This window comes from Micromonospora sp. CPCC 206061, from assembly GCF_036906915.1.
Taxonomy (GTDB): domain Bacteria; phylum Actinomycetota; class Actinomycetes; order Mycobacteriales; family Micromonosporaceae; genus Phytohabitans.
Genome location: NZ_JBAKHX010000020.1, coordinates 1 through 11741, shown reverse-complemented (window position 1 = coordinate 11741; position 11741 = coordinate 1). Strand labels below are relative to the sequence as shown.

The following is an 11741-nucleotide window of genomic DNA, read 5'->3' as shown; positions in this document are numbered from 1 at the left end:
AAGCGCTCTCAGAACAAGCGGCTGGTGGTGCATGATTGCTCACATGAGTAGACCGGTGGTACACCGCGCCACGCTGGACGACGTGGCCCGCGCGGCTGGCGTGTCGCGCTCGACCGCCTCCCGCGTGATCGCCGGCTACGGGCCGGCCTCGGCCGCGACGCGCGACCGGGTCGTCGAGGCAGCCGGCCGGCTCGGGTACGCGCCGAACCCCGCCGCCCGCGCGCTGGTGACCGGCGCCGGCTTCCGGCTCGTCGTGGCGGTGATCGGCGCGACCCCGGACGTGCTGCACGACCCGTACGTCGACCGGGTGGTCAGCGCCGCCGCCACCCTGTGCGCCCCGCACGACGTCGGCGTGTCGCTGCGCTGGCTGTCACTGCACGCGCCCGGCGACCTGGACAAGATGGCCGACGACCCCAGCGTGCACAGCGTGCTGCTCGTCAACACCACCCAGTCGATCATCGACGCCGTCCCCACGCGCCTGCTCGGGCGGGTGGTGTCGATCGGCATCGGCTCGCCGCAGGTGCCCGGTTTCGACGTCGACAACGGCGGCGCCGCCGCGGCCACCCTCGCCCACCTGTACGCCTCCGGCCGGCGCCGGATCGCGATGGTGACCGGTCCACAGTGGATGCCCTGCACGCATCGGCCCGTCGAGGCGTACGTCGCCGCGATGCACGCCGCCGGCCTGCCCGTGCGGTCGGTGCCCGGCGACTTCACCGCCGCGAGCGGGCGGGCCGGCATGGCCGAGGTGCTGCACCGCTGGCCCGACACCGACGCGGTGTTCGCCGGCAGCGACGCCATGGCGCTGGGCGCCCTCGCCGTGCTCCGCGAGCGCGGCATCGACGTGCCGTCCGACATCGCCGTCGCGGGCTTCGACGACGTCCCGTTCGCGGCGCTGAGCGCGCCGGCGCTCACCACCGCCACCCACCCCGTCGAAGAGATCGCCGCCGGGGCCGTCACGGCCCTGCTGGCACAGTCGCGGGTACCGCCGCAGACCGCGTACGCCTCCGAACTGGTCCTGCGGGAGAGCGCCTGACATGCCCTCCCGCCCCGTCCTCCCGCCCCCGCCCTCCCGCCCCCGCCCCTCCGCCGCCCCGTCTCTTCCGCCGATCAAGGCCGAACGCACGTGGTTTGATCTCTTTTCGACGTGCGTTTGCCCTTGATCCATGCAGATGTCCTTGATCGCGGAGCGCCACGGGCGCCATGCGGGGAGCGCGACGCGCCACGCTGTGCCGTAGCGCCTACTTCTTGATCCAGCGGGTCCATTCGGGGTCGCGCCTGTATCCGGCTGCCTGCCACGCGTGGTGGGCGAGTTCGTTGCGGTCGAGGACCATCGCGTCGAGGCGCCGGGCGCCCAGCGCGAGCAGCCGCCGCTCGGCCGCTTCCAGCAGCGCGGTGCCGATGCCACGGCGACGGTGGTGGGGGTGCACGGCGAGCCGGTACAGGTGTGCGCGCCAGCCGTCCCAGCCGGCGATGACCGTACCCACGATCTGCCCGCCGGCCTCGGCGAGCAGCAGCGCCTCGGGATCCCGCGCGATCAGCGCGGCGACGCCGTCGGGGTCGTCGCTGATGCTGGTGCCTTCCGCCCCGACGCGCCAGAACGCGAGCACCGCGTCGACGTCCGCCTGTGTGGCGGCTCGGACGGTGACCAACGTGATCTCCTTTCGCTCGTCGATCAAGGAAGATCTCATGGATCAAGGGCAAACGCACGCGGAAAAAGATCAACCCACGTGCGTTTGCCCTTGATCGACGGAATGGAAGGCCACGCGGCCCGCGTAGCGGGCGCTACAGGCCCTGGGCGAGCCGGTAGTACGCCGCGTTTAGACGGATCTCGCGGGTGAAGGACCTCAGGTCGGTCTCCGCGTCGATGGTCAGGAGTTCGATGCCGGCCATGTCGGCGAAGTCCTGGAACGCCTCGATACCGACCGCCGTGGTCATCACGGTGTGATGCGCGGCGCCGGCCGTCAGCCACGCCGCCGCCGACGTGTGGAAGTCGGGCTGGGGCTTCCACACCGCGCGGGCCACCGGCAGCTTCGGCAGCGGCGCGTCGGGCTGGATGACCTCGACGACGTTCGCGGTCAGGCGGAACCGGTCGCGCATGTCGCTGAGCGCCACCACCAGCGCGGGCCCGGAGTCGGCGTTGAAGACCAGACGCACCGGGTCTTCGCGCCCGCCGATGCCGAGCGGGTGGATCTCCAGCGAGGGCCGGGAGGTGGTCAGGCCGGGGCTGACCTCCAGCATGTGCGCGCCCAGGATTTTCTCCTCGCCGGGCACCATGTGGTAGGTGTAGTCCTCCATCAGGGAGGCGCCGCCGGGCAGTCCCGCTCCCATGACGGTCGCGATGCGCACCAGAACGGCCGTCTTCCAGTCGCCCTCGGCACCGAACCCGTATCCGTCGGCCATGAGCCGCTGCACAGCGAGGCCGGGCAGCTGGCGCAGCGCACCCAGGTCTTCGAACGTTGTAGTGAACGCGCTGAAGTCGCCCCCGGTCAGGAAGCTGCGCAGGCCCACCTCGATGGCGGCGCCGTACCGCAGCGACTCGTGCCGGTCGCCGCCGGGCCGCAGGGCGGGCATCACGTCGTACAGGTCCAGGTATTCGCTGATCAGCGCGTCGATGTCGGAGTCGGAAGCGGCCTGCACGGCGTCGGCCAGGTCGTTGACGCCCCAAGTGTTAACCTGAACACCGAGGCGCAACTCAGCCTCGGTCTTGTCGCCCTCGGTGACCGCCACATAGCGCATGTTGTCGCCGAATCTGGCCAGCTTCAGCTCGTGCGCGGCCCGCCAGCCGGCGGCGGCGCGCGACCAGGTGCCGATCGCGGCGGTGACGCGCGGGTCCGTGGCGTGGCCGACGACGGTCTTGCGGGCGACGCCGAGCCGCGTCTGGATGTATCCGAACTCCCGGTCGCCATGGGCGGCCTGGTTGAGGTTCATGAAGTCCATGTCGATCTCTGCCCATGGCAGCGCCACGTTGGCCTGCGTGTGCAGGTGCAGCAGCGGCTTGTCGAGGGCGTCGAGCCCGGCGATCCACATCTTGGCCGGCGAGAAGGTGTGCATCCAGGCCACAACGCCGATGACCTTGTCGTCGGCGTTGGCGTCGAGCATGGCCCGCCGGATCGACGCGGTGTCCTTGAGGACCGGCTTCCACGTGAGGGTGACAGGGATGTCGCTGGCCTCACCGAGCACGCGGGCGATCTCCCGCGACTGGTCGGCCACCTGACGCAGGGTCTCCTCGCCGTACAGCCCCTGGCTGCCGGTCAGGAACCAGACCTCGTACCCGGACAGATCCGGGATGATGCTTGTGCTCAACGAAAGCTCCTCTGCCTGGTGGGGCGTGCCGCCTAAGTCTGCCGCCCCGGCGCCGCCCTGGTGTGCCCGCGCCGCCTTCATGGTGCCCACGCCGTCGTGGTGTGCCCGCTAGACGCCCCGCAGCACCCTTGCGAGGGTGTCGAGCGCCGCGAGGTATCCGCGCTCCGGCGGCGTGCCGTAGCCCACGATGATGCCCTGCGGGCGCTCGCCGGCCCCGGTGCCGACGGTGTGCCAGTGGCTGCCCAGCTCGCCGACGGCGAGTCCGCGGTCGGCGGCGGTGGCAAGCACCTCGCCTTCCGTGGGCCCGCCAGCGGGCAGGGTGATCATCGCATGGAGACCAGCTGCGATCCCACCCAGCGGGTGCCGCCGGCCAAGGCGGGCAACCAGCAGGTCACGGCGCCGACGGTACCGGAGGCGGCAGGCCCGCACGTGCCGGTCGTACCCGTGTGTGGCGATCAGGTCGGCAAGAGCGAGTTGCCCGAGGCTTTCGGTGTGGGCGTCGGCGTACCGTTTGGCGTCGGTGACCGGTTCGACGAGGTGTGCGGGCAGCACCATCCAGGCCAGCCGCAGCGCCGGGCCGAGGGTCTTCGAGGCGGTGCCGATGTAGACGACGTGGTCGGGCGCCATGCCCTGCAGCGCCCCGACGGGCTGCCGGTCGTACCGGAACTCGCCGTCGTAGTCGTCTTCGACGATCAACCCGCCCGTGGCGCGGGCCCACTCGGTGAGCGAGTTGCGGCGGCCGGGTGCCAGGGTGGCCCCGGTCGGGTACTGGTGCGCCGGCGTGACCAGGACCGCTCGCTCCTTTGTGGACAGCAGATCGGCGCGCACGCCGTGACGGTCCACGGGAATCGGCGCCACCCCGCGCCCGTGGCGGCGGATCAGCTCCCGATGGAAGGGCAGGCCCGGATCCTCGGTGGCGATCTGACCTTCGACCACCCCGGCCAGCAGTGCCAGCGCCTGCACGTACCCGGACGTCACCACGATGCGCTCCGGGCTCGCGAGCACGCCGCGGGCGCGGCCCAGGTACTCGGAAAGAACCGTGCGCAGCTCGCGCGTGCCGGCGGGCGCGCCGTAGTCGTACCGGCTGGCGGGCGCCGTGGCGAGCGCGCGCCGCAGCGACCGGACCCACGCCGTGGTGGGGAACGTCGACACGTCGGGGCTGCCGGGCCGCAGGTCGTAGCGCGGCGCTGCCGCCTCCGGCGGCGCCGGAGGCGAGGTCGGGTGCGGCGGGTGCGGCAGCCCCGCGACCACCGTGCCCGAGCCGTGCCGGGCGGCGAGGTAGCCCTCGGCGACGAGCTGGTCGTAGGCCGCGCTGACGGTGTTGCGGGCGAGGCCGAGCTCGGTGGCCAGGCCGCGGGTGGAGGGGAGCCGGGTGCCCGGCGTGAGCCGTCCGGCCCGGATCGCGTCACGCAGCGCGCGCTCCAGCCCGGCCCGCCGGCTGCCACCGCCGACGGCCAGGTCAAGATGCAGGTCGCCACCGAAAGTGGCCCAATTTTGCGGCACGATGTTGGACCTTAGCGCGGAGCCACTTACTCCGTAGCGTCATGGGCATGACAACGACGACCGGCACCGTCCGCCTGGCGGTGGACACGCTCGCCCCGCACATCAACCGCGCCATGAACAGCCTCGACGCGGCGTCCCGCAAAACCGACCTCGAGCCCGTCCTGCTCGACCTCGTGCGCGCCCGTGCCTCGCAGCTCAACGGCTGCGCGTACTGCGTCGACACGCACAGCCGCGACCTGCGCGAGGCCGGCGAGCCCGAGCGCCGCATCTACGCGCTGGCGGTGTGGCGGGAGACGCCGTTCTTCACCGCGCGCGAGCGGGCCGCCCTGGAGCTGACCGAAGCCGCCACCCGGCTGACTGACGGCCCCGTCAGCGACGAGGTGTACGGGCGGGCGGCGGCCGAGTTCTCCGAGAAGGAGCTAGCCGAGCTGATCTGGACGATCACGGTCATCAACGCCTGGAACCGGCTCGGCGCCGTCGCGCACCCGTGGCCGCTGTCATGAAGTCCGCTGTCGGCGCCTTCGCTCGCGATCCGGGGCCGGGGCTCGCCGCCCGCGCGGCGGCGCTGCGCGTGCTGCACCGCCCGGGAGACCCGCTCATACTGGCCAACGCGTGGGACGCGGCGTCCGCGCGCGCCACCCAGGCTGCGGGGTTCGCGGCCGTCGCGACCAGCAGCGCCGCGGTCGCGGAGGTGCTCGGGTACGCCGACGGCGAGACCACCCCGGCGGGGGAGATGCTCGACGCGGTCGCGCGGATGGTCCGGGCTGTCGAGGTACCGGTCACCGCCGACCTGGAGCGCGGGTACCGGATGCGCCCAGCCGAACTGGTCGAGCGGCTCGCCGCCACGGGGGCGGTGGGCTGCAACCTCGAAGACTCGGATCCCCGTACCGGAGAATTGGTGGACGCCGGCGAGCAGGCCGACCTCCTCGCGGCCGTGCGCGCCGCGGCCGTCGAGGCGGGCGTCGACCTTGTCGTCAACGCGCGGGTCGACGCGTACATCGCCGGGGTGGCCGGCCCGCTCGACGAGGCGGTCGCACGGTCGCGCCGCTACCTGGCGGCGGGCGCCGACTGCGTGTACCCGATCGCCGCCCGCGACGCGGACGTCCCCGCACTGGTCGAGGCCACCGCCGGCCGCGTGAACGTCCTGGCCCGCCTCGGCGGGCCGGCCGTCGCGGACCTGGCCGCCCTGGGTGTGGCCCGCATCAGCCACGGCGCCGGCTTGTACCGCGCGACAACAGCGCACACCGCGACGCTATTGGCGGCGATCCTCACAGAGGGGGAGCGGCGGGGAGGGTGACGCGGACGGTCAGGCCGCCGCCCTCGCGGGGGTCGGCGGTGACGTCGCCGCCGTGCGCGCGGGCTACCGACCGCACGATCGACAGGCCGAGGCCCGCGCCACGGGCGTGGCTCGTCCGCTCCCTGCCGAACCGGCGGAACGGCTCGAACAGTCCCGGGATCTCGTACCGGGGCACCACCGGCCCCGAGTTGCTGACGGTCAGCTCGACCTGGCCCTCGGGCAGGGTCCGGCAGGCGGCGCGCACCCAGCCGCCGTCTCCGGTGTTGTGCCGGATGCCGTTCTCGACGAGGTTCTGCACGAGGCGTTCGAGCAGCACCGGGTCGCCGAGCGTGAACGCCTCGGCGGGGTCCGGACAGCCGACCGTGATGCCGTCCTTGTCAGCCTCCGGCCCGAGGAGGCCGATCGTGTGCTCGACGACGTCGGCGAGGTCCACCAGCGTCTGGTCGACCATCTCGTTTTCCGAGCGGGCGAGCAGCAGCAGGCCGTTGATGAGCCGCTCGTGCCGCGCGTTGATGTCGAGCAGCAGGTCGGTGAGCTGCCGGACCTCGGGCGTGACCGCCTCCCGGTGCGCGGTGTACTCCAGCACCGCCCGGCTGAGCGTGAGCGGCGTGCGCAGCTCGTGCGAGGCGTTCGCGACGAAGCGGCGCTGCACGTCGAACGAGCGATCGAGGCGTTCCAGCATGGTGTCGAACGCGTCCGCCAGCACCTTGATCTCGTCGCGCGGGCCGGTGAGCGCGATCCGCTCGTGCAGGCTCCGGTCGGCGACGGGCGCGTCCGCGATCCGGTGCGCGGTCTCGGTGATGCGATGCAACGGTCGCAGCGCCCGGTCGGCCAGCAGCCAGCCAAGCGCGACCGCGACCGCGGTCACCACCGCGAGCGCGATGCCGCCCTGGGTGAGCAGATTGGTAAGCGCGGCATCCCGGAGCTGGTCCGACATCTCGGTGCCGTACGTCACGTTCGGCAGCTCTGAGCCGGGCGGCCGGTTGTATGTCGCGAGGACCTTGACCCCGAGCCGTTGGCCCAGCAGGACGTAGGTCAGGGCGAGTATGACGACGCCGGCGGCGAACACCAACGCTCCATAGAGGACGGTCAAGCGGGCGCGGATCGGCAGACGCCTCATCGGATCTGGTACCCCTCGCCGGGCACGGTCTCGATGACCGGCGGGTCGCCGAGCTTGCGGCGCAGCTTGAGCACCGTGACCCGCACCGAGGCGGTGAACGGGTCGGCGTGCTCGTCCCACACCTTCTCCAACAGGTGCTCGGCGCTGACCACCGCCCCGTCGGCGCGCATCAGCTCGGCGAGCATCGCGAACTCCTTGCGGGACAGCGCGATGTACCGGCCATTCCGGTACACCTCGCGGCGCGGCATGTCGAGCCTGATGCCCGCGCGGTCCAACACCGGCGGCGCCGCGGGCCGGCTGCGCCGGCCGAGCGCCAGCACCCGGGCGCCCAACTCCGGAAAGGCGAACGGCTTCGGCAGGTAGTCGTCGGCGCCGAGCGACAGGCCCGCGACCCGGTCACCGATCTCGGCGGCGGCGGTAAGCATGAGTACCCGGGCCTCGGCTCCCGAGTCGACGAGGGCGCGGCAGACGTCGTCGCCGTGCACGACGGGCAGGTCGCGGTCCAGTACCACCACGTCGTAGTCGTTGACGCCCAGCCGTTCCAGGGCGGCGTCTCCGTCGTACGCGACGTCGACCGCGTGTGCCTCGCCCCGCAGCCACCTCGCGATCAGGTCGGCCAGCAGTCGCTCGTCTTCGACGACCAGTACACGCATCGTCCAATGATTACCGGCCGCGATGTTGTTCCGGCGTTAACGCCGGAAGAAACCGTTAGGTAACCGCCGCCCGCGTTCACTGCCTTCGGTCGGTTTCCCTGTGTTGAAGGAGTTTCTTGATGAGACTGGTGTTGGCGGTCGCGGCGCTCGCTTTCGCGCTGACCGCGTGCGGCGGCGAAACCGAGGATGGCGGCATCGCGACGGCGGGTAACGGCTCGGCGGCGAGTCCGAGCGCGTCCGCGCCGGCGGGCTCGGCATCGGGTGACCGCGAGGAACAGATGCTCAAGTTCACCGCGTGCATGCGTGGCGAGGGCGTCGACATGCCCGACCCCGAGCCGGGCGGCGGCATCCGCATCCAGGGCAGCGACCCGGCGAAGACCGACGCCGCGATGGCCAAATGCCGGCAGTTGCTGCCGAACGGCGGCGAGATGCGCCGGATGAACGCGGCCGACATGGAGAAGGCACGGCAGTACTCGAAGTGCATGCGGGACAACGGGGTGACGGCCTTCCCCGACCCCGACCCGGAGACCGGCGGCATCATGCTGCGCGGTGGTCCGGACAGCGGGCTCGACCCGAACAGCGCGACCTTCCAGGCCGCGCAGAAGACCTGCGAGAGCCTGCGGCCGCAGCGCGCCGGAGGGGCCGGATGAGCCGGCGGCGACGCGCCAAGGTCCTGGTCGCCGCCGGGGTCGCAGTCGCCGCGGCGGGTGGCACCGCCGCGGCGGTCGGCTTCGGCGGTACCAGTGGCGGCGCGGCCGGCACCAGTAGCCTCCCGCCCACTACGGCGCAGGTGACCCGGTCGACGCTGACCGACTCGGAGACGGTGGACGGCACGCTCGGGTACGGCACCGAGACAGCGGTGAGCGGCAAGCTCCCGGGCACTGTCACGTGGCTCCCCACCGAGGGCGCCACCGTCAAGCGCGGCCAGCGCCTGTACACAGTGGACAACGAACCGGTGGTGCTGATGCGGGGGCGGTTGCCGATGTACCGCGACCTTCGCACCGGTGTCGAAGGCGCCGACATCAAGCTCTTCGAGGAGAACCTCGCCGCCCTCGGCTACGACGGGTTCACTGTGGACGACGAGTACACGTCGTCGACCGCCGCGGCCGTCGAGCAGTGGCAGGAGGACCTGGGGCTGCCCGAGACCGGGCGGGTGCGGGCCGGGCAGGTCGTGTACGCGCCCGGAGACGTGCGGGTGTACGACCTCCAGGCGCAGGTCGGTGACGCCACGGGACCGGGCCGGCAGGTGCTCTCCTACACCGGCACGACCCGGGTGGTCACGGTGGAGCTCGACATCGACCAGCAGCGGCTGGCGGGCAAGGGCGCCGCGGCTTCGGTGGAGCTGCCCGACGGAAAGGCGGTGCCGGGCACGGTGTCCGCGGTGGACACCATCATCGACCCGGGCGGCCAGAACCAGGAACCGGAGACTCGGCTGGAGGTGACGCTCGCGCTCACCGACCAGAAGGGTCTCGGCACGCTGGACCGGGCCACGGTCGAGGTCACGTTCGTGGCGTCGAAGCGGGAAAACGTCTTGAGCGTGCCGGTGGCGGCGCTGCTCGCGCTGGCCGAGGGCGGTTACGGCGTACAGGTCGTCGAGGGCACCGGCACCCGGATCGTCCCGGTGGAGCTGGGCCTGTTCTCCGGCGGCCGGGTCGAGGTGACCGGCGACGGCCTGGTCGAAGGCGCGTCCATTGGGGTGGCAGGATGAGTGTCTTGGTCCTGGAGGACGTCACCAAGGCGTATCCGGGTGGGGTTGCCGCGCTGCGCGGTGTCTCCATGGCGGTGGAGCGCGGCGAGATGGTCGCGATCGTCGGGCCATCCGGGTCGGGCAAGTCGACGATGCTGCACGTCATCGGCACACTCGACCGGCCGTCCACGGGCACGGTGCGGGTCGACGGGCACGACGTGTCCCGCCTGTCCGACCGGCAACTGTCGGCGCTGCGGGCGTCCCGGATCGGTTTCGTGTTCCAGCAGTTCCACCTGGCATCCGGGGTACCCGCCGTCGACAACGTCGCAGACGGGCTGCTCTACTCCGGCATCCGGCAGCGCGAACGGCGGCGCCGGGCCGCGGCCGCGCTGACCCGGGTCGGGCTGGAGCACCGGCTCGACCACCGGCCGCACCAGTTGTCCGGCGGCGAACGGCAGCGGGTGGCGATCGCCCGTGCGGTGGTCGGCGAGCCCGCCCTGCTGCTCGCCGACGAGCCGACCGGCAACCTCGACACCGCATCGGGCGCCGCCGTGATGGAGCTGCTCCACGAGCTGCACGCGTCCGGTACCACGATCGTGGTCATCACCCACGACCGCGAGATCGCCGCGGCCCTGCCGCGGCAGGTGCGAATGCGCGATGGGCAGGTCTCCGGGTGAACGCGTTGGTACCGGCACGGCTGGGCGCGGCTGATCTGGTGCGTGTGGGTGGCGCCGGGCTGCGGACCCGGCCTATGCGGGCGTTCCTGTCCGCGCTGGGAATCGCGATCGGCATCGCGGCGATGGTGGCGGTGGTCGGCGTGTCCACGTCGAGCCGCGCCGACCTGGAACGCACCCTCGAAGCCCTCGGCACCAACCTGCTCACCGCCGGCCCGGGCAACGATCTGTTCGGCGCGCCCGCGACGCTGCCCACCGAATCGGTCGCGATGGTCGAGCGGATCGGCCCGGTCACCGACGTCTCGGCGACCGGACGGGTGGCCGACGCCCGCGTGTACCGCTCAGACCAGATCCCCGAGGTGGAGACGAACGGCTTGCTGGCGCTTGCGACCCGCCTCGACCTGCTGTCCACTGTGGGCGCCACAGTGGCCCGCGGCACGTGGCTGAACGAGGCCACCTCACGGTACCCGGCCGTGGTGCTCGGCAGCGCCGCCGCGCAACGACTCGGGATCGGCACAGCTGGCGAGGACGTGCGGGTACTCGTAGGCGACGAGTGGTTCACGGTGGTGGGCATCCTGGCGCCGGTGCCGCTGGCCCCGGAGCTCGATGTGGCCGCCCTCATCGGATGGCCGGCTGCGGAGTCCTATGTAGACTTCGATGGGCTCCCCACCACCATCTACACCCGGGCGCGCGAGTCGGCGGTGCCAGCCGTGCGAGACGTGCTGGCAGCGACCGCCAACCCCGAGGCGCCCAGCGAGGTCAAGGTGTCCCGCCCGTCCGACGCGCTGGCCGCCAAACAGGCCGCCGACCGGGCGTTCACCGGGCTGTTGCTGGGCCTGGGCGCGGTGGCGCTGCTCGTCGGCGGCGTCGGGGTGGCCAACACCATGGTCATCTCGGTGCTGGAGCGGCGCGCGGAGATCGGTTTGCGGCGCTCACTGGGCGCGACACGAGGTCAGGTGCGGGTGCAGTTCCTTGCCGAGTCCCTGCTGCTGTCGCTGCTCGGCGGGGCGGGCGGCGTGGCGGTGGGCACAGCCGTGACAGCGGCGTACGCCACGACCCAAGGCTGGCCGACCGTGGTACCCGTGTGGGCCATGGGAGGTGGCCTGGCGGCGACCCTGTTCATCGGCGCCGTGGCCGGCCTGTACCCGGCTGTGCGAGCCGCCCGCCTATCGCCGACGGAGGCCCTGGCCGCCCCCTGAGCCCGGGCTTCCGACCCGGTCACCGCCTCACGCGGCGCCCGGTCCGTGGTGCTTGGTCCGTGGTGCTTGGTCCGTGGCGTTTGGTCCACGGCGCGCCTGGCCGCCGCGTGGCGGCGCGCCTCGCGCGCCAGCGCGCGGGCGCTCCGGGTCCGTCGATCAAGGGCAAATGCACGTGGTTGGATCTCCGATCCACGTGCATTTGCCCTTGATCCATGGGGTTGCCCTTGATCGGCGGGCCAGGGGCGGGGCGCGCCGCGGCCGGGCGCCGCGGCCGGGCGCAGCGGGCGGGCGCAGCGGGCGGGCGC

Annotated in this window: 12 protein-coding genes; 7 read left to right on the top strand and 5 right to left on the bottom strand. The window is 72.5% G+C overall.

Annotated elements, in window-relative coordinates; translation table 11 throughout:
• Positions 1-43: 43 nt before the first annotated feature.
• On the top strand, positions 44-1033 hold the full coding sequence (locus V6V89_RS16235; RefSeq protein WP_334619952.1) for a LacI family DNA-binding transcriptional regulator: 990 nt from the start codon (positions 44-46) through the stop codon (positions 1031-1033).
• 205 nt (positions 1034-1238) lie between these two features.
• Here the strand turns inward: V6V89_RS16235 and V6V89_RS16230 are convergent, their stop codons facing one another.
• From V6V89_RS16230 to pdxR, 3 genes are all read right to left on the bottom strand, one after another.
• Complete coding sequence (locus V6V89_RS16230; RefSeq protein ID WP_334619951.1) at positions 1239-1688, bottom strand: GNAT family N-acetyltransferase; 450 nt, start codon at positions 1686-1688, stop codon at positions 1239-1241.
• Positions 1689-1782: 94 nt separating this feature from the next.
• Complete coding sequence (gene araA / locus V6V89_RS16225; protein ID WP_334619950.1) at positions 1783-3303, bottom strand: L-arabinose isomerase; 1521 nt, start codon at positions 3301-3303, stop codon at positions 1783-1785.
• Between the two features lie 108 nt (positions 3304-3411).
• Complete coding sequence (gene pdxR, locus V6V89_RS16220; protein WP_334619949.1) at positions 3412-4806, bottom strand: MocR-like pyridoxine biosynthesis transcription factor PdxR; 1395 nt, start codon at positions 4804-4806, stop codon at positions 3412-3414.
• Between the two features lie 47 nt (positions 4807-4853).
• Between pdxR and V6V89_RS16215 the strand changes: the two genes are divergently transcribed.
• On the top strand, positions 4854-5309 hold the full coding sequence (locus V6V89_RS16215) for a carboxymuconolactone decarboxylase family protein (protein WP_334619948.1): 456 nt from the start codon (positions 4854-4856) through the stop codon (positions 5307-5309).
• Entirely contained in the window at positions 5306-6103 is a 798-nt protein-coding gene (locus V6V89_RS16210; RefSeq protein ID WP_334619947.1) for an isocitrate lyase/PEP mutase family protein, read from the top strand. The genes V6V89_RS16215 and V6V89_RS16210 overlap by 4 nt, the downstream gene beginning before the upstream one ends.
• Here V6V89_RS16210 and V6V89_RS16205 read toward each other — a convergent pair.
• A complete protein-coding gene (locus V6V89_RS16205) occupies positions 6075-7223 on the bottom strand; it encodes a sensor histidine kinase (RefSeq protein ID WP_334619946.1) in 1149 nt (382 codons plus the stop codon). The two genes, V6V89_RS16210 and V6V89_RS16205, sit on opposite strands and share 29 nt — an antisense overlap.
• Positions 7220-7876, bottom strand: coding sequence for a response regulator transcription factor (locus tag V6V89_RS16200; RefSeq protein ID WP_334619945.1), 657 nt, complete (start codon positions 7874-7876; stop codon positions 7220-7222). Before V6V89_RS16200 ends, V6V89_RS16205 begins: the two co-directional genes overlap by 4 nt.
• Positions 7877-7995: 119 nt before the next feature.
• Between V6V89_RS16200 and V6V89_RS16195 the strand changes: the two genes are divergently transcribed.
• The 4 genes from V6V89_RS16195 to V6V89_RS16180 are packed head-to-tail and all read left to right on the top strand — an operon-like array spanning position 7996 to position 11436.
• A complete protein-coding gene (locus V6V89_RS16195) occupies positions 7996-8526 on the top strand; it encodes a hypothetical protein (protein ID WP_334619944.1) in 531 nt (176 codons plus the stop codon).
• Complete coding sequence (locus V6V89_RS16190) at positions 8523-9584, top strand: efflux RND transporter periplasmic adaptor subunit (protein ID WP_334619943.1); 1062 nt, start codon at positions 8523-8525, stop codon at positions 9582-9584. The genes V6V89_RS16195 and V6V89_RS16190 overlap by 4 nt, the downstream gene beginning before the upstream one ends.
• Positions 9581-10240, top strand: coding sequence for an ABC transporter ATP-binding protein (locus V6V89_RS16185; protein ID WP_334619942.1), 660 nt, complete (start codon positions 9581-9583; stop codon positions 10238-10240). Before V6V89_RS16190 ends, V6V89_RS16185 begins: the two co-directional genes overlap by 4 nt.
• Entirely contained in the window at positions 10237-11436 is a 1200-nt protein-coding gene (locus V6V89_RS16180; RefSeq protein WP_334619941.1) for an ABC transporter permease, read from the top strand. The genes V6V89_RS16185 and V6V89_RS16180 overlap by 4 nt, the downstream gene beginning before the upstream one ends.
• Positions 11437-11741 lie beyond the last annotated feature (305 nt).

Coding starts and splice junctions, on each gene's coding strand:
- V6V89_RS16195 (WP_334619944.1), top strand. CDS start 7,996: ATGAGACTGGTGTTGGCGGTCGCGGCGCTCGCTTTCGCGCTGACCGCG.
- V6V89_RS16200 (WP_334619945.1), bottom strand. CDS start 7,876: ATGCGTGTACTGGTCGTCGAAGACGAGCGACTGCTGGCCGACCTGATC.
- V6V89_RS16235 (WP_334619952.1), top strand. CDS start 44: ATGAGTAGACCGGTGGTACACCGCGCCACGCTGGACGACGTGGCCCGC.
- V6V89_RS16210 (WP_334619947.1), top strand. CDS start 5,306: ATGAAGTCCGCTGTCGGCGCCTTCGCTCGCGATCCGGGGCCGGGGCTC.
- V6V89_RS16215 (WP_334619948.1), top strand. CDS start 4,854: ATGACAACGACGACCGGCACCGTCCGCCTGGCGGTGGACACGCTCGCC.
- V6V89_RS16185 (WP_334619942.1), top strand. CDS start 9,581: ATGAGTGTCTTGGTCCTGGAGGACGTCACCAAGGCGTATCCGGGTGGG.
- V6V89_RS16205 (WP_334619946.1), bottom strand. CDS start 7,223: ATGAGGCGTCTGCCGATCCGCGCCCGCTTGACCGTCCTCTATGGAGCG.
- V6V89_RS16190 (WP_334619943.1), top strand. CDS start 8,523: ATGAGCCGGCGGCGACGCGCCAAGGTCCTGGTCGCCGCCGGGGTCGCA.
- V6V89_RS16230 (WP_334619951.1), bottom strand. CDS start 1,688: ATGAGATCTTCCTTGATCGACGAGCGAAAGGAGATCACGTTGGTCACC.